At 67.1% G+C, this 20,155-nt stretch carries 17 protein-coding genes and 1 pseudogene; 14 read left to right on the plus strand and 4 right to left on the minus strand.

Translation table 11 applies throughout. The features are described 5' to 3' along the window. Positions 1-8: 8 nt before the first annotated feature. A complete protein-coding gene (gene hemB / locus SY91_RS04005; protein ID WP_185921081.1) occupies positions 9-1,007 on the minus strand; it encodes a porphobilinogen synthase in 999 nt (332 codons plus the stop codon). A 252-nt stretch (positions 1,008-1,259) separates the two neighbouring features. Next, positions 1,260-1,919, minus strand: coding sequence for a ribosome biogenesis GTP-binding protein YihA/YsxC (gene yihA / locus SY91_RS04010; RefSeq protein WP_006477171.1), 660 nt, complete (start codon positions 1,917-1,919; stop codon positions 1,260-1,262). Between the two features lie 214 nt (positions 1,920-2,133). Between yihA and SY91_RS04015 the strand changes: the two genes are divergently transcribed. The 5 genes from SY91_RS04015 (at position 2,134) to msrQ (ending at position 8,278) form a co-directional block, all read left to right on the plus strand. Beyond that, positions 2,134-2,787 (plus strand): c-type cytochrome, encoded by a 654-nt coding sequence (locus tag SY91_RS04015; RefSeq protein ID WP_011546640.1) that lies wholly within the window; start codon positions 2,134-2,136, stop codon positions 2,785-2,787. A gap of 220 nt (positions 2,788-3,007) precedes the next feature. Next, positions 3,008-5,221, plus strand: coding sequence for a cytochrome c biogenesis protein ResB (locus tag SY91_RS04020; RefSeq protein WP_124478373.1), 2,214 nt, complete (start codon positions 3,008-3,010; stop codon positions 5,219-5,221). Positions 5,222-5,225: 4 nt separating this feature from the next. Beyond that, complete coding sequence (ccsB, locus tag SY91_RS04025; RefSeq protein WP_124478371.1) at positions 5,226-6,416, plus strand: c-type cytochrome biogenesis protein CcsB; 1,191 nt, start codon at positions 5,226-5,228, stop codon at positions 6,414-6,416. A 159-nt stretch (positions 6,417-6,575) separates the two neighbouring features. Further along, positions 6,576-7,571 (plus strand): protein-methionine-sulfoxide reductase catalytic subunit MsrP, encoded by a 996-nt coding sequence (gene msrP / locus SY91_RS04030; protein ID WP_185921082.1) that lies wholly within the window; start codon positions 6,576-6,578, stop codon positions 7,569-7,571. A gap of 20 nt (positions 7,572-7,591) precedes the next feature. Then, on the plus strand, positions 7,592-8,278 hold the full coding sequence (gene msrQ / locus SY91_RS04035) for a protein-methionine-sulfoxide reductase heme-binding subunit MsrQ (protein ID WP_124478369.1): 687 nt from the start codon (positions 7,592-7,594) through the stop codon (positions 8,276-8,278). A 94-nt stretch (positions 8,279-8,372) separates the two neighbouring features. Here the strand turns inward: msrQ and lptM are convergent, their stop codons facing one another. Beyond that, positions 8,373-8,651 carry an LPS translocon maturation chaperone LptM gene (gene lptM, locus SY91_RS04040; protein ID WP_185921083.1) on the minus strand — a complete coding sequence of 93 codons (279 nt, stop codon included), beginning with the start codon at positions 8,649-8,651 and terminating at the stop codon, positions 8,373-8,375. 36 nt (positions 8,652-8,687) lie between these two features. Between lptM and cyaY the strand changes: the two genes are divergently transcribed. Further along, positions 8,688-9,014, plus strand: a complete 327-nt coding sequence (gene cyaY, locus SY91_RS04045; RefSeq protein ID WP_006477165.1) for an iron donor protein CyaY — start codon at positions 8,688-8,690, stop codon at positions 9,012-9,014. Between the two features lie 81 nt (positions 9,015-9,095). Here the strand turns inward: cyaY and SY91_RS04050 are convergent, their stop codons facing one another. Then, entirely contained in the window at positions 9,096-11,489 is a 2,394-nt protein-coding gene (locus SY91_RS04050; protein ID WP_027809236.1) for a penicillin-binding protein 1A, read from the minus strand. Positions 11,490-11,709: 220 nt separating this feature from the next. Here SY91_RS04050 and SY91_RS04055 point away from each other — a divergent pair, with 220 nt between their 5' ends. From SY91_RS04055 to ugpB, 8 genes and pseudogenes are all read left to right on the plus strand, one after another. Beyond that, positions 11,710-12,633, plus strand: a complete 924-nt coding sequence (locus SY91_RS04055; RefSeq protein WP_124478129.1) for a competence protein ComA — start codon at positions 11,710-11,712, stop codon at positions 12,631-12,633. Then, positions 12,633-13,277, plus strand: coding sequence for a fimbrial protein (locus tag SY91_RS04060; RefSeq protein WP_124478128.1), 645 nt, complete (start codon positions 12,633-12,635; stop codon positions 13,275-13,277). Before SY91_RS04055 ends, SY91_RS04060 begins: the two co-directional genes overlap by 1 nt. Then, a complete protein-coding gene (locus tag SY91_RS04065; RefSeq protein ID WP_185921084.1) occupies positions 13,274-14,140 on the plus strand; it encodes a pilus assembly protein in 867 nt (288 codons plus the stop codon). Before SY91_RS04060 ends, SY91_RS04065 begins: the two co-directional genes overlap by 4 nt. Further along, positions 14,137-15,767: pseudogene (locus SY91_RS04070) on the plus strand (type IV pilus secretin PilQ). The gene SY91_RS04065 and the pseudogene SY91_RS04070 overlap by 4 nt, the downstream one beginning before the upstream one ends. Positions 15,768-15,807: 40 nt before the next feature. Further along, complete coding sequence (gene aroK, locus SY91_RS04075; RefSeq protein WP_027809241.1) at positions 15,808-16,362, plus strand: shikimate kinase AroK; 555 nt, start codon at positions 15,808-15,810, stop codon at positions 16,360-16,362. Beyond that, positions 16,359-17,438: a 3-dehydroquinate synthase gene (gene aroB, locus SY91_RS04080; RefSeq protein WP_006477158.1), complete on the plus strand. Its 1,080-nt coding sequence runs from the start codon at positions 16,359-16,361 to the stop codon at positions 17,436-17,438. Before aroK ends, aroB begins: the two co-directional genes overlap by 4 nt. 41 nt (positions 17,439-17,479) lie before the next feature. Beyond that, on the plus strand, positions 17,480-18,688 hold the full coding sequence (locus SY91_RS04085; RefSeq protein ID WP_124478125.1) for a deoxyguanosinetriphosphate triphosphohydrolase: 1,209 nt from the start codon (positions 17,480-17,482) through the stop codon (positions 18,686-18,688). A gap of 88 nt (positions 18,689-18,776) precedes the next feature. After that, positions 18,777-20,111 carry a sn-glycerol-3-phosphate ABC transporter substrate-binding protein UgpB gene (ugpB, locus tag SY91_RS04090; RefSeq protein ID WP_027809242.1) on the plus strand — a complete coding sequence of 445 codons (1,335 nt, stop codon included), beginning with the start codon at positions 18,777-18,779 and terminating at the stop codon, positions 20,109-20,111. Positions 20,112-20,155 lie beyond the last annotated feature (44 nt).

Here is a 20,155-nt window from a genome sequence, read left to right on the forward strand (position 1 = left end):
ACGCGCGATCAGCGCTGCGCTTTCAGCAGACGCGCGGCATCGAGCGCGAAGTACGTGAGCACGCCGTCGGCGCCTGCACGCTTGAACGCGAGCAGCGATTCGAGCACGACCTTGTCGTGGTCGAGCCAGCCGTTCATCGCGGCCGCCTTCAGCATCGCGTATTCGCCGCTCACCTGGTACACGTAGGTCGGGAAGCGGAACTCGTCCTTCACGCGGCGCACGATGTCGAGATACGGCATGCCGGGCTTGACCATCACCATGTCGGCGCCTTCGTCGATGTCGAGGCGCACTTCACGCAGCGCTTCGTCGCTGTTCGCCGGATCCATCTGGTAAGTCATCTTGTTGCCCTTGCCCAGATTGGATGCCGAACCGACCGCATCGCGGAACGGGCCGTAGAACGCCGACGCGAACTTCGCCGAATAGGCCATGATCCGCGTATGGATATGACCGTCGCTTTCCAGCATCTCGCGGATCGCGCCGATGCGCCCGTCCATCATGTCCGACGGCGCGACGATGTCGACGCCGGCTTCGGCCTGCGCACGCGCCTGTTCGATCAGGATTTCGATCGTGTCATCGTTGATCACGTAGCCATTCTCGTCGAGCACGCCGTCCTGGCCGTGGCTCGTGTACGGATCGAGCGCGACGTCGGTCAGCACGCCGAGCTCGGGGAAGCGCTTTTTCAGCTCACGCACGGCGCGCGGAATCAGGCCTTCCGGATTGGCCGCCTCGCGGCCGTCAGGCGTTTTCACCGACGGATCGATAGCCGGGAACAGCGATAGCACGGGCACGCCGAGTTCGACGCACTGCTCGGCGACCTGCATCAGCAGGTCGACCGACACGCGCTCGACGCCGGGCATCGACGGGACGGGCTGGCGTTGCTGAGTGCCTTCGACGACGAACACCGGGTAGATCAGGTCGTCGGTGGTCAGGCGGTTTTCGCGCATCAGGCGGCGGGAGAAGTCGTCGCGGCGCATCCGGCGCGGACGATGAAGCGGATGGAAGCTCATGGCGATTTGGCAGAAATCAGGGCAAGAAGACCTTACGGAACCCTTAGGTCATTTTCGAGATCGTTGGTATATGATAGCGATCGAGCGGCACGCGTTGCGTGCAGCTCCCCGCTTCTCCTCCCTGAGCGGGTGCCTGTCGTTTTTCGATTAGGCTGTTTGACCCGCCGTTCAACGGCGGGTTTTTTTATGAGCCGGCCGAATCCGCAGGTGCCGTCAGGTGCGCACAGCCGATCCCAGCCGCGCGTTGCCCGCTCATTGTGCTACAGGCTCGCTTTTTTCGTCGGCGACGGACGGCCGCAGCCAGCTCTCGATCAGTTCATGGGCCTCGTCGAGCCCCGTACGCTTCAGCGCCGAGAACAGCTGGACCGTCAGCTTGCCCTTCACGCCCTGGTCGCGATACGCGTCGAGCCCCTTCTGCGTGTTGCGCAGCGCATTGATGCTTTCCTGGCGCGTCAATTTGTCGCACTTCGTCAGCAGCGTGTGGATCGGCTTGCCGGTCGGCGCGAACCACTCGATCATCCGTCGATCGAGATCGGTCAGCGGACGGCGCGAATCCATCATCAGGATCAGGCCGCAGAGCTGCGAGCGCGTCGCGAGATAGGACGACAGCAGCATTTCCCAGTGCGCCTTGGCGGCACCGGGCACTTCCGCGTAGCCGTAACCGGGCAGGTCGACGAGGTTCGCGACGGGCTCGGCGGCCGGGCCGACGGAGAAGTAGTTGATATGCTGCGTGCGGCCGGGCGTCTTCGACGCGAAGGCCAGCCGCTTCTGGTTGCACAGCACGTTGATCGCCGTCGACTTGCCGGCATTCGAGCGGCCCGCGAACGCGATTTCCGGCTGAACCGTCGGCGGCAGGTCGCGCAGATGGTTGACGGTCGTGTAGAAGCGGGCTTGATGGAGCAGAAAGGCCATGGGAACCGGAAGGACGGGCGGCGCGAGCCGCTTGGTGGAGGCGGGGTAGCCCCGATAGGCGCGGGGGCTTTCAGCACGATATTGTACAATACGGCCGTTTTACCGAAGGCCACCGGGCGCCTGCCTCGCGCTTTTATGTGGCTTCTGCGGTAGACTGAACGCCGTCGTTTTTTGCAGAACCTCAAATTCCCACAAGACGAAACAGGGTGTGCGAATGAATCGACTGTGCAAGTCTCTGATGGTGCTTCAGGTTGCAGCAGGGTTCGTAGGTTTCGTAGCGGAGGCAAATGCGGCAGATGCGGCCAAGCCGGATCTGGACCGCGGCAAGGCGATTGCCGGGCAGGTCTGCGCGTCGTGTCACGGCGCCGACGGCAACAGCGCGTCGGGCAGTTTCCCGAAGCTCGCCGGCCAGCATCCCGAATATCTGGTCAAGCAGTTGAATGACTTCAAGACGCAGCCGGGCGCGAAGGGGCCGGTGCGTAACAACGCGGTGATGGTTGGATTCGCGAGCGCGTTGAGCGCGGACGACATGCGCAACGTCGCCGCGTACTACGGGTCGCAGACGACGAAGCTCGGTACCGCTCGCGATGCGGCGACCGTGCCGGTCGGCCAGAAGATCTATCGCGGCGGCATCGCGGAGAAGGGCGTACCTGCCTGCGCGAGCTGCCACGGGCCGACGGGGCAGGGTATCCCGGTCCAGTATCCGCGCTTGTCGGGGCAATGGGCCGATTACACGGTCGCGCAGTTGACCGCGTTCCAGCAGGGTGCCGGCGCGCGCAACAACAACGAGGCGATGCATCAGATCGCGTCGCGGCTGTCGGATACCGAGATCAAGGCCGTCGCGGATTACATCGCGGGCCTGCGTTGAGCGGTCAGCCGCGAATGGAATGACCGGGCGCCCGAACGGCGGCCGGAGTCAGAACAAGAAAAGGGTGGGGCGCCGCGTCGTCGCGGTTGCCTCGCCCTTCTTTTTTGTCGGCACGCGCCGGGCCGAGCCGGGATGGCGCGGCTTGCGGGCGATTGGGGGCTGCGCCTCCCGAGCCGAACATAGTGAGCGTGGGGGCTGTTTCCCCTTAGTCGGAGTTTGAATGAGCGTTACCACGTCGGGGTTGCAGTCGAAGTCGAGTCAGGGTGCGTCGAAACGTGCGGTGGAGCTGCTGAGCTCGATGCGTTTCGCGATCGCGTTGCTGGTGGTGCTGTCGATCGCGAGCATCATCGGCACGGTCCTGACCCAGGACGATCCGTATCCGAACTACGTGAACCAGTTCGGGCCGTTCTGGGCGGACATCTTCCGCTCGCTCAGCCTGTACACCGTGTACAGCGCGTGGTGGTTCATGCTGATCCTGATCTTCCTCGTCGTGTCGATCTCGCTGTGCGTGATCCGCAACGCGCCGAAGATGCTCGCCGATGCGAAGAGCTGGAAGGACAAGGTCCGCGAAGGCAGCCTGCGCGCATTCCACCACAAGGCCGAGTACACGGCATCCGGCACGCGCGCGAGCGTCGCGGCGACGCTCGCCACGTTCGTCACGAAGGCCGGCTACAAGCACGTCGTGCGTGAAACCGACGGCGCGACGCTGATTTCCGCGAAGCGCGGCGCGATGACCAAGTGGGGCTACATTTCCGCGCACCTCGCGATCGTCGTGATCTGTATCGGCGGCCTGCTCGACAGCAACCTGCCGATCAAATTCCAGATGTGGATATTCGGCAAGAGCCCGGTCAACACGAGCGCGACGATCAGCGAGATTTCGCCCGACCATCGCCTCTCCGCGTCGAACCCGACGTTCCGCGGCTATGCGTGGGTGCCGGAGGGCCAGTTCGTGTCGACCGCGATCCTGAACCAGCCGAGCGGCTCGCTGATCCAGGATCTGCCGTTCTCGATCCAGCTCGACAAGTTCATCGTCGATTACTACACGACGGGCATGCCGAAGCTGTTCGCGAGCGACATCGTCGTGATCGATCGCGAGACCGGCCGGAAGATCCCGGCGCGAGTCGAGGTCAACAAGCCGTTCACGTACAAGGGCGTGTCGATCTACCAGTCGAGCTTCCAGGACGGCGGCTCGCAGATGCAGATGACGGCCTATCCGATGACCGGCAGCCAGGCGGCGACCGTCCCGGTGAAGGGCACGATCGGCAGCTCGGCGCCACTGCAGGTTCCGGGCGCCGACGGCGACACGATCGAGTTCTCCGACTTCCGTGCGATCAACGTCGAGAACATGGCCGACGCGAAAGGCAAGCCGGACGTACGCGGCGTCGCGACGACCAGCTCGCTGAAGGAAGTGTTCGACGAGCGACTCGGCTCGGGCGCGAAGACGTCGAAGCCGACGCAGCTCCACAACATCGGCCCGTCGGTGCAGTACAAGATTCGCGGCAAGGATGGCCAGGCGCGCGAATTCAACAACTACATGCTGCCTGTCGACATGAATGGCGAGCGCGTGTTCCTCGCCGGCGTGCGCGCGAGCCCGAACGATCCGTTCCGCTACATGCGGATCCCGGCCGACAGCCAGGATTCGATCGGCGAATGGATGCGCCTGCGGGCCGCGCTCGAGGACCCGGCGGTGCGTACCGAAGCCGCCGCACGCTTCGCGCAGCGCTCGCTGCCGGGCGACGCGTCGCTGCGCGGCCGTCTGCAGGACAGCGCCTCGAAGGTGCTGACCCTCTTTGCGGCGAGCGACGACAGCATCGGTCGCGGGGCGGACGGCCAGCCGGTCGGCGGCTTCCAGGCGGTGGCGACCTTCATCGACCGCTCGGTGCCGAAGGGCGAGCAGGAGAAGGCCGCGAGCCTGCTGCTGCGAATGCTCGAGGGCTCGATGTGGGAGGTTTGGCAGATTGCGCGCGAGCGTGCCGGCGAGCCGGCCGCGCAGCAGGGCACCGACACGATCCGCTTCGTGCAGAACGCGATCAACGCGCTATCCGACAGCTTCTTGTATGGATCGCCGGTCTATTTGCAGCTTGACTCATTCAAGCAGGTGCAAGCTTCGGTATTTCAGTTGACGCGCGCACCCGGCAAGAATCTGGTGTATCTTGGCAGCCTGCTGCTGGTCGCCGGCATCTTCTCGATGTTCTACGTGCGCGAGCGGCGACTCTGGTTCTGGCTGAAGGACGCCGGTTCGGGCGTCGATGTGGTGATGGCAATGTCCACGGCCCGCAAGACCTTCGATTTCGAGAAAGAATTCGTGCAGACGCGCGACGCGGCCGGCGCCGCCTTGCGCGCCGCACCTCGCGACGCCGCGCCCGCCGGTGCGGCTTCGACGGCCCGCCCGCCTGCCGGCGGCGGTTCCGATTCCGAGAATTCCACCCGGTAACATCATGGATCTCACGCAAGTTTCCTCTTCCCGTACGGCGTCGGCTCCGGCGCCGGCGTCGTCGCCGTTGTTCGATGAGCGGCCGTTCCTCGCACGCCTGTCGCTGTTCGACTGGCTGTTTGCCCTGGCGCTGGTGGCGGGCGCGGGTTATGCGCTCGTGCACTACAACGCGCACATGGATTATTACGACAAGGCGGTGATGATCGGCACCGTGCCGGCGCTCGTCGCGCTCGGCTGGCGCTGGAAGCCGGCGCGGCTGATGATGGCGTCGATCGCCGTGCTGTCGCTGCTGTCGATCCAGATCTACCAGGGCGATCTCGCCCGCGCCGATTCGGCGTTCTTCCTCAAGTACTTCCTGTCGAGCCAGTCGGCGATCCTGTGGATGAGCGCGTTGTTCGTGCTCGCGACGATCTTCTATTGGATCGGCCTGCTCGCGCGCTCCGAAACGGGCGCCGCGATCGGCCAGAAGCTCACGTGGGTTGCCGTGCTGATGGGCTTCACGGGGCTGATGGTGCGCTGGTACGAGTCCTACCTGATCGGTGCGGACGTCGGGCATATCCCCGTGTCGAACCTGTATGAAGTGTTCGTCCTGTTCAGCCTGATCACCGCGCTGCTTTATCTGTATTACGAGGGCCACTACGGCACGCGTTCGCTCGGCGCGTTCGTGCTGCTGGTCATCAGCGCGGCGGTCGGCTTTCTGATGTGGTACTCGGTCGCGCGCGATGCGCAGCAGATCCAGCCGCTCGTGCCGGCGCTGCAAAGCTGGTGGATGAAGATCCACGTGCCGGCGAACTTCATCGGCTACGGCAGCTTCGCGCTGTCGGCGATGGTGTCGGTCGCGTACCTGATGAAGGAACGCGGCATCCTCGCCGATCGCCTGCCGACGCTCGAAGTGCTCGATGACGTGATGTACAAGTCGATCGCGGTCGGTTTCGCGTTCTTCACGATCGCGACGATCCTCGGCGCGCTGTGGGCGGCCGAAGCGTGGGGCGGCTACTGGAGCTGGGACCCGAAGGAAACCTGGGCGCTGATCGTGTGGCTGAACTACGCGGCGTGGCTGCACATGCGGCTGATGAAGGGCCTGCGCGGCGCGGTGGCCGCGTGGTGGGCGCTCACCGGCCTGCTGGTCACGACGTTCGCGTTCCTCGGCGTCAACATGTTCCTGTCCGGGCTGCACAGCTACGGCAAGCTGTAAGATTTCCGTTGCTCGTCCGACTATCAGACCGCCGGTGCACTGCGTGCCCGGCGGTTTTGTTTTGTAACGGGCGGGCGAGCCGGGCGTCGAACGGCGCGTGACGGGCCGGGTCGAACGCTGATGAAGCATGCGCGCCGCGCATGCGGGAGGAGCTGCACGATGTGGATCAAACGCCCTTTGCGTAACGTACTGACCGGCGCGGATATCGCGTCGAGCGAGATCACGCCGCGCGCGGTATTCGAGAACCGGCGGCGCGTGTTGCAGGCCGCCGGCCTCGCGGCCGCGGGCGGCCTGTTCGGCACCAGCGGCACGGCGCTCGCCGCATATGCGTCGCCCGACTCGCGAGCGGCGAAGCTCGCGGCAAAGACCAATCCGAAATTCGTCGCCATCGACAAGGTGACGCCGTTCAAGGACATCACGTCCTACAACAACTTCTACGAATTCGGCACCGACAAGAGCGACCCGGCGCAGAGCGCCGGCACGCTGCGGCCGCGCCCGTGGCGGGTGAGCGTCGAGGGCGAGGTCCAGCACCCGAAGGTGTTCGATCTCGACGAGCTGCTGAAGCTCGCGCCGCTCGAGGAGCGCGTGTACCGGCTGCGCTGCGTCGAGGGTTGGTCGATGGTGATCCCGTGGATCGGCGTGCCGCTGTCCGAGCTGATCAAGCGCGTGCAGCCGACCGGCAACGCGAAATACGTGCAGTTCATCACGCTGGCCGATCCGTCGCAGATGCCCGGCCTGTCGACGCCGGTGCTCGACTGGCCGTATTCGGAAGGGCTGCGGATGGACGAGGCGATGAATCCGCTGACGCTGCTGACGATGGGCGTCTACGGGCAGGTGCTGCCGAACCAGAATGGGGCGCCGGTGCGGATCGTCGTGCCGTGGAAGTACGGCTTCAAGAGTGCGAAGTCGCTCGTGAAGATCCGCCTCGTCGACAAGCAGCCGAAGACGAGCTGGAACACGTATGCGGCGAACGAGTACGGTTTTTATTCGAACGTGAACCCGAACGTCGATCATCCGCGCTGGAGCCAGGCCACCGAGCGGCGCATCGGCGAGGACGGCTTCTTCACGCCGAAGCGCAAGACGCTGATGTTCAACGGCTACGGCGATCTGGTCGCGTCGATGTATCAGGGCATGGACCTGAAGAGGAATTTCTGAGCGTGACCGTGAGAAACGACATGCCTCCTTCGACGCTCACGCCTGCGCGTGCCGCCAGCACCGGGCCGGCCGCGCGAGGGGCGCGCGCGGGAGGGAGCCGGCCCGCCGCGCCGCGCTGGCTCGCACCGGCCAAGGTGCTGGTGTTCGCGGCCGGCCTCTATCCGCTCGCGCGCCTCGTGCTGTTCGGGCTGACCGACCGGCTCGGTGCAAACCCGATCGAGTTCATCACGCGCTCGACGGGCCTGTGGACGCTCGTCCTGTTGTGCGTCACGCTTGCCGTCACGCCGGTCAGGCGCATGACGGGTTTCGCGCCGCTGTTGCGCTTTCGCCGGATGATCGGGCTGTTCGCGTTCTTTTACGCGACGCTGCATTTCACGACCTACCTGTGGTTCGACAAGTGGTTCGACGTCGTCGCGATCCTGAAGGACGTCGGCAAGCGCCCGTTCATCACGGTCGGCTTCGCTGCGTTCGTGCTGCTGATCCCGCTTGCCGCGACGTCGCCGCGCGCGATGGTGCGCCGACTCGGTCGGCACTGGGCGACGCTGCACAGCGCCATCTATGCGATCGCGCTATTCGGCGTGCTGCACTTCTGGTGGATGCGCGCCGGCAAGCACAACCTCGCGCAGCCGAAGTTCTACGCGGCGATCGTCGCCGTGCTGCTCGGCTGGCGGCTGGTTGCGTGGGGATGGCGGCGCGTGCGCGCGTGACGGCGCGGCCCGGAAAAACGCCCTGGAAAAACAAAAGGCGATGACCGGGAAGTCATCGCCTCGTTTCGCGCGCCGCGCGGGCGGCTTCGCGTCGTTACTTCGTGGCGGTCGGGCCCGATGCCGGAGCGGGCGGGGTCGAGGCGCTGCTCGACAGCTCGGGCGACAGCATGAGCGGCGAGCCGGACGTATCGGGCGTCTCGTCGGACGACGCGTTTTCGTCGGTCGGTTTCACATCCGATGGCGGCGTGTTCTGCGGCTGGATCGGCTTGGGCATCGGAGGCACGGTGGGCAGATAGAGCGCGCCGCTTTGACCGCAGCCGGCAAGAATCGCCAAAGCCGCTACAATCGCGCTCATCCGGAAAACGACTCGCATGATCGTCCCTGAACAATTTAACCGATAGAGTTTAGCATGTCCGATACTGAATACCTGGCCCGTGCCGAGGCCGTGCTGGCGGCCGTCGAGCGTACCGTGGACGTCGCGAACGACGGCGATCACGACATCGATCTGGAGCGCAACGGCAGCGTGCTGACGCTGACGTTCGAGAACGGCTCGAAGATCATCGTCAACCTGCAGCCGCCGATGAAGGAAGTGTGGATCGCCGCGAAGGCAGGCGGATTCCACTATCGTTTCATCGACGGCGAATGGCGCGATACGCGCACCGGTACCGAATTCTTCTCGGCGCTCACCGAGTACGCGACCCAGCAGGCTGGCCTGCCGATCACGTTCGGCGCGTGACGGCCGGGGCGCGGCGCTCCGCGCGTCGTGCCCAAAGAAAAAGCGCCCCGCGGGGCGCTTTTTTCATGGCCGGGCCGGGCGTCAGTGGCCGCGGAACAGGTTCATGATGTCCTGCTTTTCCTGCTCGTCGACGTGCGGCACGGCCTCGTCGACGTTCTGCGCGGCCGGCGCCTGCGGCACGCCGACCGTCGACACGAAGCCGTGCCCCGGCGTGAATTCGGTGAAGTACAGTTCGCCGCCGAGCGATTCGACACCGTCCGGCACCGTCGGCTTGAACTCGGGCACGCCCTTCAGCGCCGCACCCATGTACTCGATCCAGACCGGCAGCGACAGGCCGCCGCCGGTTTCGCGATCGCCGAGGCTGCGCGGATTGTCGTAGCCGATCCACGCGATTGCGGCGAGCGTGTGCTGGTAGCCGGCGAACCACGCGTCGTGCGAGTCGTTCGTCGTGCCGGTCTTGCCCGCGAGGTCGGTGCGCTTGAGCACGTTGGTCCGGGCACCCGTGCCGCGCTGCGCGACACTCTGCAGCAGGCTGTTCATCACATAGGCATTGCGTGCGTCGATCGCGCGCGGCGCATTCTGCTCCGCGACGAGCGGCTGCGCGCGCGCGACGATCGCGCCGTTCGGATCGGTGACCTCGGCGATCAGGTACGGATTGACGCGATAGCCGCCGTTCGCGAAGACCGAGTACGCGCCGGCCATCTGCAGCGGCGTGACCTGGCCGGCGCCGAGCGCCATCGGCAGGTAGGCCGGATGGCGATCGGCGTCGAAGCCGAAGCGCGTGATGTATTGCTGCGCGTATTTCGTGCCGATGTTGTTGAGAATCCGGATCGATACGAGGTTGCGCGAGCGCTGCAGCGCGGTGCGCATCGACATCGGGCCCTCGAAGCCGCCGCCGTAGTTCTTCGGCTCCCACGGCTGGCCGCCCGTTTCCGCGGCGCTGAAATACAGCGGGCCGTCGTTGATCACGGTCGCCGGCCCGAGGCCCTTGTCGAGCGACGCCGAGTAGATGAACGGCTTGAACGACGAACCCGGTTGCCGCCACGCCTGCGTGACGTGGTTGAACTTGTTCTTGTTGTAGTCGAAGCCGCCGACGAGCGAGCGGATCGCCCCGTCCTGCGGGACGATCGACAGGAACGCGCCTTCGACCTGCGGCAACTGCGTGATCGACCATTTGCCGGCGTCGTTCTTCACGACGCGGACGATCGCGCCGGGGCGGATGCGGCGGTTCGGCTGCGCGTTGGCCGACAGCGCGCCCGACGCGAAGCGCAGGTTGTCGCCCTCGATCGTCGCCGTGCTGCCGTCGATGAACGCCACCGTGATCTGGCGCGGGCTCGCGGCCGTCACGACCGCGGCGATCAGCTCGCCGTTGTCGGGATGCTCGAGCAGCGCGTCGTCGATCGCCTGTTCGCGATCGTCGGCGCCGGCCGGCAGCTCGATGAAGCCTTCCGGCCCGCGATAGCCGTGGCGGCGCTCGTAATCCATGATGCCCTTGCGCAGCGCGGTGTACGCGACCTGCTGGTCCGCGGAATCGATCGTCGTGACGACGTTGAAGCCGCGCGTGTAGGTTTCCTCGCGATACTGCGCGTACATCATCTGTCTGACCATTTCCGCGACGTACTCGGCGTGCACGCTGAAATCGCGGCCCGGCCCCTTGACGACGAGCGGCTGCGCGGCGGCTTCGTCGTACTGTTCGCGCGTGATGAAGTTCAGCTCGAGCATCCGCTGGAGGATGTATTCCTGGCGCACCTTCGCGCGCTTCGGGTTGACGACCGGGTTATACGCGGACGGCGCCTTCGGCAGCCCCGCGAGCATCGCGGCTTCCGCGAGCGTGATGTCCTTCAGGTCCTTGCCGAAATAGACCCGCGCGGCGCTCGCGAAGCCGTACGCGCGCTGGCCGAGATAGATCTGATTCATGTAGACCTCGAGAATCTGATCCTTCGTCAGCGCGCGCTCGATCCGGTACGCGAGCAGCATCTCGTAGATCTTGCGCGTGTAGGTCTTCTCGCTCGACAGGAAGAAGTTGCGCGCCACCTGCATCGTGATCGTGCTCGCCCCCTGCGACGCGTGGCCGTTCGTCAGCGCGACGAAGCCGGCGCGGATGATGCCGGTGAGGTCGACGCCGCCGTGATCGTAGAAGCGCGCGTCCTCGATCGCGAGAATCGCCTTCTTCAGCGAGTCGGGCACGTCCTTGAAATGGACGACGTCGCGGCGCTCCTCGCCGAATTCGCCGATCAGCACGTGATCGGACGTATAGATGCGCAGCGGCACCTTCGGGCGGTAGTCGGTCAGCGCGTCGAGCGACGGCATGTTCGGCCAGGCCACGACGAGCGCGTAGCCGAGCACGAGGCCGCCGGCCACGACGAGGGCCACGCACATCGCGGCGAAGCCGAGCAGGACTTTTTGCCACCAGGGCCGCTTCTTCGGCTCCGGGGCGGGAGGCGGGGACGTAGGAGTCGTGGATTGCATAGGCATACCGGAAAACAGTCCCGCGATTATAGCTGCCCGGTAAGACCGGTCCTGACGCGGGGGCCGCCCGTCGGAAAGCCGCGGTCGGCGTGCCGTCAGCATAAATCCGTGCGCGGCCGCCGCGAGCAGATGCTGGCCGTTTGGCCGACTGTCGGCCGCACGCATCGCTTTGCAGAATCAGGTCTCGGAAACGCGGCGTGGGTCGCGACGATCTCGGGAGGCTGGGATGGCAGGACGATGGGTGGCACGGTTTGCACAGGGCAGGCACCGGTCGACGGGAATCGACGTCGGTGCGCACGAGGTGAGGGTGGCCGTGGTGAGCCGGCGCGGCAAGTGCGCGAATGTGCGCGTCGAGGGGCTCGAGCGGGAGCCGGTCGGGTTGGCGGGCGGGCCGGAAGACGCGCGTTGGGCAGCCGTCGCGCGGTCGCTGGCGGCCGCCGTGTCGCGGCTATCGGCGTCCGATGTGCAGTGCGACGTGCGCGGCGTGATGGCGCTGCACGATGACGAGATGCGTACCGCGACGCTCGATCTGGCCGGGCGCGGCGACATCCCGGACGCCGCGCGGCAAGCGGCCGAACGCATTTCGGGGCTGGCGCCGGATAGTCTGGCGTTCGACTGGCGGCATTACGGCGGCGTACGGTCCGGCGAGATCGCGGTGGCGGTGGCGCCGCTGGCGCTGCTCGAACGGCGGATCGACGTGGCCGCCCAGGCCGGTATCGACCTGACGGTGATCGACGGCGAGTCGGTTGCCGTGCTGCGCGCGCTGCGCTATGCCGCGCAGTTCGAACTCGACGCGCAGGGTGCCTACGCCGTGCTGTGGTTCTATGACGCGGGCGTGCGCGGCTGGCGCATCGAGGGCCGGTCGGCTGTCCCGGTGCTCACGCTGTCCGGCACGTTGCCGGAAGCGCTTCCCGATGCATTGCGTCGGCGCGTGCTCGGAGCCGTGGGTTGCGTATTCGTCGCCGGGGACGAGCGATGTATCGCCCGCTTCGACACGTCCGTCGCCGAGATTGGCGATGTGCTCGGCACGGCGGTGGTGCCGTTCGACTGCACGGGGTGGGACGGCCAGCCGTGCGCGCGCGCCGGCATGCCGGGCGGCCCGGCGTTTGCCGTCGCATTCGGGCTGGCGTTGCGCGGGGTGTGGGAGTGATGGCCGGTCACGTGGCGGCGAGCGGGGCCGCGGCGGTTGCGCCCGGGCAGGCGGTACTCGGCGACTTCAACCTGCTGCCGTACCGCGAGCGATTGGCGCAGGCGTTGCGGCGTCGCCGGGTCGCGCAGTGCGGTGTCGCGGTCCTGCTCGGCGTGCTCGGCGCGGGCCTGTGGACGGGCGCTGCCGGGTTGTCGCGGTGGCGGGTGGACGCCGAGCGTGCCGGTGTGGAGACGCGGCTGCGGCAGTTGCAGCCGCAGGTGGCGGCTGCGACACGCGCCGCCAATGCCGCTGCCGCCGTCGCGCAGCGCGACGCGCAAGCGGCTGCGCTGGCCGCGCCCTACCGGCGCGTGGCGGGGTTGCTCGCGACCCTCACGCAGGTGCGCGCCGATCATATCCGGCTCGACGCGCTGCGCATGACGTCGACCGGCGCCGTGCTCGATGCCCGTGCCGCGAGCTACCGGGCGGCTGCGCGATGGCTCGCCGCGATGGCGCGCGAGCAGCGCGACTGGCGGATCGATATAGAGATGTTGAAGCCTGCCTCGGACGCGCCGGCTGCCACGGCCGGAATGCCGTTCCGGTTCTCGGTGCAGTTGCGCTGGCACGACGCGATGTCGTCGCGGACGGTGTCGGGAGGTGGAGCATGACCGTGCTCGTGCATCGGCCGGCGCTGCGCGGAGGTGTCGGGTCGGGCGGCCTGCCGCGCGTGTCGCCGGCGGCCGTGCATGCCACGGGGTGCGTGCTGGCATTCGCCGCCGTGCTGGCCGGCGGCATTCATCTGGCGAATTCGGCCGACTGGAGCGGGCTGGCCCATAGTCGCGCGTTGCTCGCCGCAGCGCAGACGCGCGCGGCCGACGCGCAACGTGTGCTTACTGCTGTGGGACGACGACGCGACGGACATCGTGCGTCGACGCGCGACGATCACGCGCCGCATGCGCCGGAATGGGCGGCACTGATGCTGGAACTGGCCGATCTCGCCGCGTCGAGCGGGCTGCGCGGCGTATCGATCGAACCGCAGCGCGCCGATGGCGCGGAACTGGATGGCCGGCGCACCGTGCACATCGCCGCGGATGGCGGTTTTCGCGCGCTGCTGCACATGGTTGGCGGGCTCGCGCGCTTCCCGGTGCTGGCGGTACCGACGGCGCTGCGTATCGAGCGTGGCATGGCGGCGGCGCGGGTGGACATGTCCGTCGACGTGTTTCCGGCACTGCCGGCGACAGCGGTCGCGGCGGACAACACGCCGGTTCGCGCGGCGGCGCCCGACGCCGATCCGTTCGGCGAGGCTGGCCCGGCCGAAGCGGCGGGGCACGCGGCGCGCCTTGCCGGCACGATTCGCGACGCGCGCGCCGGTCTCGCGTTGTTCGATGACGGCGATGGCGTGTTCACCGCCGTCGCGCCTGGCGACCTGCTCGGGGCCGCGCGCGTGGTGCGCGTCGAGCGCGCGGCCGTGATGCTTGCGACGGCGGACGGAGCGCAGCGGCTCGTCCTGGACGACGGAGGCCGGCCATGACGAAACACGGCTGCTGGGTATTTGCCATCTGGGCCGGCGTGACGGCGGCCGACGCCAGCGCGTCGTTGCCGCCGCTGCCCGCGGTCTGGCCCGCCGGGGCGACGGAGGTGTCGGTACCGGGCTTGCCGCAGTCGCTGCGCGTGGCCGACGGCGTGGACGGTGCGGTAGCGCAGGACGCCGGCCCGCCGCCATTCGATCAGGCGGCGCACACGGCACTGCCGACGGAAACCGCCGCAACGACCCCCACACTGGAGGGGCCGCCGATCCCGTTGGCGCCGCCGGCCCGGATGAGCGACGCTGCGGCCCGGCAACCGGGCGATGCGGACGACGCGCGGCGGATCGCGCTGAATCTGCAGGGCGTCGGGCTCGCGGCCGCATTCGACGCGATCGCGCGGTTCACGGGGCTCAATATCGTCGTCGGCGAGCAGGTGCGCGGCACGGTGACGTTACGTCTGAATAATGTCCGCTGGCGCGAGGCGTTCGACACGCTGCTCGATACGCACGGGCTCGCGATGGCCCGGCGCGGCAACGTGATCTGGGTCACATCGGCAAGCGAGCTGGCTGCGCGCGAACGCGAGCGCTTCGAAATGCATGCGCGGGCCGCCGATCTGGAGCCGCTCGCGAGCCGTACGTTCGTGCTGCACTATCCCGCGCGCAGGACGTGCAACGGCTGCTGGCCGGCGCGACCGGCCAGCGCCTGCTGTCGAAGCGCGGCGCTGCTGCGGCCGATCCCCGCACGAACCTGCTGTTCGTCACCGATCTCGCACCGCGCATCACGCAGATCGCGGGCCTGATCGATGCGATCGACCGGCCGTCGCGGCAGGTCCGGATCGAGGCCCGCATCGTCGAAGGCGAGCAGGGTTTCTCGCGCAACCTCGGCGCCCGCGTCGCGCTGCGTGCGCAGGGGCGACCGCCGTCGGCCGAGGGCACGTCCTTCACGGCGAACGCACGCAACGCGCTCGACCTTGCCGCGCGGCCGCTCGGCGGCTTCGACGCGGCGACCGCCGGTTTCACGCTGTTCGCCGCGCCACTCAGCCGCGTACTCGACATCGAGCTGAGCGCGCTCGAGGCGCAGGGGCGGGGCCAGATCGTTTCGCGGCCGCGGGTGGTGACGGCCGATCGCGTCAAGGCCATCGTCGAACAGGGTTCCGAGCTGCCGTACCAGGCGAAGGTGGGCAACGGCATGAGCGGTGTGCAGTTCCGCCGCGCGACGCTCAAGCTCGAAGTCGAGCCGCAGATCACGCCGGACGGGCGCGTGGTGCTCGATCTCGACGTGACGAAGGACAGCGTCGGCGAGCCGACCGCGGCCGGCCCCGCCATCCATACGAAGCATGTGCAAACGCGCGTCGAGGTCGAGAATGGCGGGACGGTCGCGATCGGCGGCATCTATGAACAACTGAACCGGAACGATGTGACGCGGGTGCCGCTCTTGGGCAAAATACCGTTTCTGGGCGCGCTTTTCCGGCACCGCGCGCAGCGCGACCAGCGCAACGAACTGGTCGTTTTCATCACGCCGACCGTCGTCGATGCGCGTTGCGGCGCACCCGGCGCGGGCGACGCGGATGCCGAGGAAACGGGGCCGGAAGCCGCCGGCGCAGGCTCGACAAGGCAGCCGCTTTGCCAGTAAGCTGCGCCACACACCAGCAAGATTGAAGCAGAGGAAGCCGTTGCAAGCGCGGGACCCACATGCAAACGTATTTTTCGTCGGCCTTATGGGAGCGGGTAAGACCACCGTGGGCCGTGCGGTCGCGCGTCGTCTCGACAGGACGTTCTTCGACTCCGACCACGAAATCGAGGCCCGTACGGGCGCGCGCATTCCGGTGATCTTCGAGCTGGAGGGCGAGGCCGGGTTTCGCGATCGCGAAACGCAGGTGATCGCCGATCTCGCGCAGCGCGAGAACATCGTGCTCGCGACGGGCGGCGGCGCGGTGCTGCGCCCGGAAAATCGCGACAGCCTGAAAGCCAACGGCATCGTCGTCTACCTGCGCGCCAATCCGCACGATCTGTGGCTGCGCACGCGCAAGGACAAGAACCGCCCGCTGTTGCAGACGGAAGATCCGAAGGGGCGTCTCGAAGCGCTGTACGAAGTGCGCGACCCGCTGTACCGCGAATGCGCGGATTTCGTCATCGAGACCGGCCGTCCGTCGGTCAACGGTCTCGTCAACATGGTGCTGATGCAACTCGAACTGGCCGGCGTCATCGCCAAGCCGCTACAAGCATGATTACTGTCAACGTCGATCTGGGCGACCGCGCCTATCCGATTCATATTGGCGCCGGCCTGATCGGCCGCACCGAGCTGTTCGCGCCCCACATCAAGGGTTCGTCCGTCACGATCGTCACGAACACGACGGTCGATCCGCTCTATGGCGACGCGCTGCGCGCGGCGCTCGCGCCGCTCGGCAAGCGTGTGTCGACGGTCGTGCTGCCTGACGGCGAGGCGTACAAGAACTGGGAAACGCTGAACCTGATCTTCGACGGCCTGCTGACGGATCACGCCGATCGCAAGACGACGCTCGTCGCGCTCGGCGGCGGCGTGGTCGGCGACATGACCGGCTTTGCCGCCGCGTGCTACATGCGCGGCGTGCCGTTCATCCAGGTACCGACGACGCTGCTGTCGCAGGTCGATTCGTCGGTCGGCGGCAAGACGGGTATCAACCACCCGCTCGGCAAGAACATGATCGGCGCGTTCTACCAGCCGCAGGCCGTGATCGCGGACATCGGCGCGCTGACGACGCTGCCTGATCGCGAGCTGGCGGCGGGCGTGGCCGAAGTCATCAAGACAGGCGCGATCGCCGATGCCGGGTTCTTCGACTGGATCGAGGCGAACGTCGAGGCGCTGAACCGTCGCGAGCCGGCAGCGCTCGCGCACGCGGTGAAGCGTTCGTGCGAGATCAAGGCGAGCGTCGTCGCGGCCGACGAACGCGAAGGCGGCCTGCGCGCGATCCTGAATTTCGGCCACACGTTCGGCCATGCGATCGAGGCCGGGCTCGGCTATGGCGAATGGCTGCACGGCGAGGCGGTCGGCTGCGGGATGGTGATGGCGGGCGACCTGTCGGTGCGGCTCGGCCTCCTCGATGAAGCGTCGCGGCAACGCCTCGATGCGGTGATCGCGGCCGCGCATCTGCCGACCCGCGGGCCCGCGCTCGGCGACGCGCGCTACATGGACCTGATGCGCGTCGACAAGAAGGCCGAGGCCGGCGCGATCAAGTTCATCCTGCTGAAGCGATTCGGCGATACGCTGATCACGCAGGCGCCGGACGAAGCGGTATTCGCTACACTGGCGCAGACGACGCGCTAACGGCGGCCCGGATTCGCCGGCGCCCCTGACATGGAGGAGACGTGAGCGAGACATCCAGCAGCACACTGCCCGAAGCCAGCCGCGCATCCGCTGCGCCGGTGGCCGAGCCGCCGACGCTGGCGGCGCTGGAAGCCCATCTCGCTCCGTATGCCGCGCACGCGTCGCAGTCGCGCGGCCGCCGCCATCCTGAAACGCCGCCAGCGGCGCGCACCGAATTCCAGCGCGATCGCGACCGCATCGTCCATTCGACCGCGTTTCGCCGGCTCGAATACAAGACGCAGGTCTTCGTCAATCACGAAGGCGACCTGTTCCGCACCCGCCTCACGCACAGCCTCGAAGTCGCGCAGATCGCGCGCTCGGTCGCACGCAACCTGCGCCTGAACGAGGACCTCGTCGAAGCGATCTCGCTCGCGCACGATCTCGGCCATACGCCGTTCGGCCATGCCGGGCAGGACGCGCTGAATGCGTGCATGCGCGAGCACGGCGGCTTCGAGCACAACCTGCAGAGCCTCGCGGTGGTCGACGAGCTCGAGGAGCACTACGGCGCGTTCAACGGGCTGAACCTGTGTTTCGAGACGCGCGAAGGCATCCTGAAGCACTGCTCGCGCGAGAATGCGCGCAAGCTCGGCGCGCTCGGCGAGCGCTTCCTGCAGGGCCGCCAGCCGTCGCTCGAAGCGCAGCTCGCGAACATCGCCGATGAAATCGCCTACAACAACCACGACGTCGACGACGGCCTGCGCTCCGGCCTGATCACGATCGAGCAGCTCGCCGAAGTCGAGCTGTGGCAGCGTCACTACGAAGCGGCGCTCGCCGAATTCCCGCACCTCGAAGGCCGCCGGCTCGTGCACGAGACGGTGCGCCGCATCATCAACACGCTGATCGTCGACCTGATCGACGAGACGACGCGCAATCTCGCCCGCATCGCTCCCGCGTCGCTCGACGACGTGCGCGCCGCGCCGCCGCTCGTGTCGCACAGCCCCGAGGTCGCCGCGCAGGCGGCGGCCCTCAAGCGCTTCCTCTTCAAGAACCTGTATCGCCACTACAAGGTGATGCGCATGGCGAGCAAGGCACAACGCGTCGTCACCGGGTTGTTCGACGCGTTCATCGACGATCCGCGCCTGCTGCCGCCGCCGTACCAGTCCGACGACGCGGCGCAGCAGCCGCGTCTCGTCGCGCACTACATCGCCGGCATGACCGACCGCTTCGCGCTGAAGGAATATCAGCGCCTGTTCGTCATCAACGACAACTGACTGTCACAAACGATCACTAGACTTCGCCGGTTCAATGGCGACGGGAATGTTGCACACGCTGTTGGTAACGTTTTCATAGGAGAGGTCGATGAAGAAGAAGCCTGCGGGGACACTGGTTCGTTCGATCGCGCTCGGCGGCGCGCTGATGTTCGGGGTACAGCACGTGGCGCTCGCTGCGACGGAAATCCAGTTCTGGCATGCGATGGAGGCCGCGCTCGGCGAGCGGGTCAATGCGATCGCCGACCAGTTCAACGCGTCGCAAAGCGATTACAAGATCGTGCCGGTCTTCAAGGGCACCTACGACCAGGCGCTCGCGGCCGGCATCGCGGCCTATCGCAGCGGCAACGCGCCGGCGATCCTCCAGGTCTACGAAGTCGGCACGGCGACGATGATGCAGGCGAAGAAGGCGGTCGTGCCGGTCTACGACGTGTTCAAGCAGGCCGGCGTGACGCTCGACGAAAAGGCGTTCGTGCCGACCATCGCGAGCTACTACAGCGACGCGAAGACGGGCCACCTCGTATCGATGCCGTTCAACAGCTCGACGCCGGTGCTGTACTACAACAAGGACGCGTTCAAGAAGGCGGGCCTCGATCCGAACCAGCCGCCGAAGACGTGGGCCGACGTGAAGGCGGATGCCGAGAAGCTGCGCAAGTCGGGGATGGCGTGCGGCTTCACGACCGGCTGGCAAGGCTGGATCCAGCTCGAAAACTACAGCGCGTGGCACGGGCTGCCGTTCGCGAGCCGCAACAACGGCTTCGACGGCACCGACGCCGTGCTCGAGTTCAACAAGCCGCAGCAGATCGAACACATCTCCTTCCTCCAGCAGATGGCGAAGGACGGCACGTTCACGTACGCGGGCCGCAAGGACGAAGCGTCGGCGAAGTTCTACAGCGGCGACTGCGGGATCCTCACGACGTCGTCGGGCGCGCTCGCGAACGTGCAGAAATTCGCGAAGTTCAGCTACGGCACGGGCATGCTGCCGTACGACGCGAACGTGAAGGGCGCGCCGCAGAACGCGATCATCGGCGGCGCGAGCCTGTGGGTGCTGGCCGGCAAGGACCCGGCGACCTACAAGGGCGTCGCGAAATTCCTCTCTTACCTGGCTTCGCCCGCGGTCGCCGCGAAGTGGCACCAGGACACCGGCTACCTGCCGGTCACGACCGCCGCGTACGATCTGACGCGCCAGCAGGGCTTCTACGCGAAGAACCCGAGCGCCGAAACCGCGATCAAGCAGATGCTGAACAAGCCGCCGCTGCCGTACACGAAGGGGCTGCGCCTGGGCAACATGCCGCAGATTCGCACGGTGGTCGACGAGGAGTTCGAACAGGTCTGGGCGCAGAAGAAGTCGCCGAAGGACGCGCTCGATTCGGCTGCGTCGCGCGGCGACGAACTGCTGCGCCGCTTCGAGAAGTCGGGCGGCTGAGCACGCATCGCTTCGTGCCGCCGGCGGTATCGCGCGTCAGCGCA

This window comes from Burkholderia cenocepacia, assembly GCF_014211915.1.
Taxonomy (GTDB): Bacteria; Pseudomonadota; Gammaproteobacteria; order Burkholderiales; family Burkholderiaceae; genus Burkholderia; species Burkholderia orbicola.

Excerpts from the sequence above, each read along its gene's own strand:
- hemB (WP_185921081.1), bottom strand. The coding sequence starts at position 1,007 with ATGAGCTTCCATCCGCTTCATCGTCCGCGCCGGATGCGCCGCGACGAC.
- yihA (WP_006477171.1), bottom strand. The coding sequence starts at position 1,919 with ATGGCCTTTCTGCTCCATCAAGCCCGCTTCTACACGACCGTCAACCAT.
- SY91_RS04015 (WP_011546640.1), top strand. The coding sequence starts at position 2,134 with ATGAATCGACTGTGCAAGTCTCTGATGGTGCTTCAGGTTGCAGCAGGG.
- SY91_RS04020 (WP_124478373.1), top strand. The coding sequence starts at position 3,008 with ATGAGCGTTACCACGTCGGGGTTGCAGTCGAAGTCGAGTCAGGGTGCG.
- ccsB (WP_124478371.1), top strand. The coding sequence starts at position 5,226 with ATGGATCTCACGCAAGTTTCCTCTTCCCGTACGGCGTCGGCTCCGGCG.
- msrP (WP_185921082.1), top strand. The coding sequence starts at position 6,576 with ATGTGGATCAAACGCCCTTTGCGTAACGTACTGACCGGCGCGGATATC.
- msrQ (WP_124478369.1), top strand. The coding sequence starts at position 7,592 with ATGCCTCCTTCGACGCTCACGCCTGCGCGTGCCGCCAGCACCGGGCCG.
- lptM (WP_185921083.1), bottom strand. The coding sequence starts at position 8,651 with ATGCGAGTCGTTTTCCGGATGAGCGCGATTGTAGCGGCTTTGGCGATT.
- cyaY (WP_006477165.1), top strand. The coding sequence starts at position 8,688 with ATGTCCGATACTGAATACCTGGCCCGTGCCGAGGCCGTGCTGGCGGCC.
- SY91_RS04050 (WP_027809236.1), bottom strand. The coding sequence starts at position 11,489 with ATGCCTATGCAATCCACGACTCCTACGTCCCCGCCTCCCGCCCCGGAG.
- SY91_RS04055 (WP_124478129.1), top strand. The coding sequence starts at position 11,710 with ATGGCAGGACGATGGGTGGCACGGTTTGCACAGGGCAGGCACCGGTCG.
- SY91_RS04060 (WP_124478128.1), top strand. The coding sequence starts at position 12,633 with ATGGCCGGTCACGTGGCGGCGAGCGGGGCCGCGGCGGTTGCGCCCGGG.
- SY91_RS04065 (WP_185921084.1), top strand. The coding sequence starts at position 13,274 with ATGACCGTGCTCGTGCATCGGCCGGCGCTGCGCGGAGGTGTCGGGTCG.
- aroB (WP_006477158.1), top strand. The coding sequence starts at position 16,359 with ATGATTACTGTCAACGTCGATCTGGGCGACCGCGCCTATCCGATTCAT.
- ugpB (WP_027809242.1), top strand. The coding sequence starts at position 18,777 with ATGAAGAAGAAGCCTGCGGGGACACTGGTTCGTTCGATCGCGCTCGGC.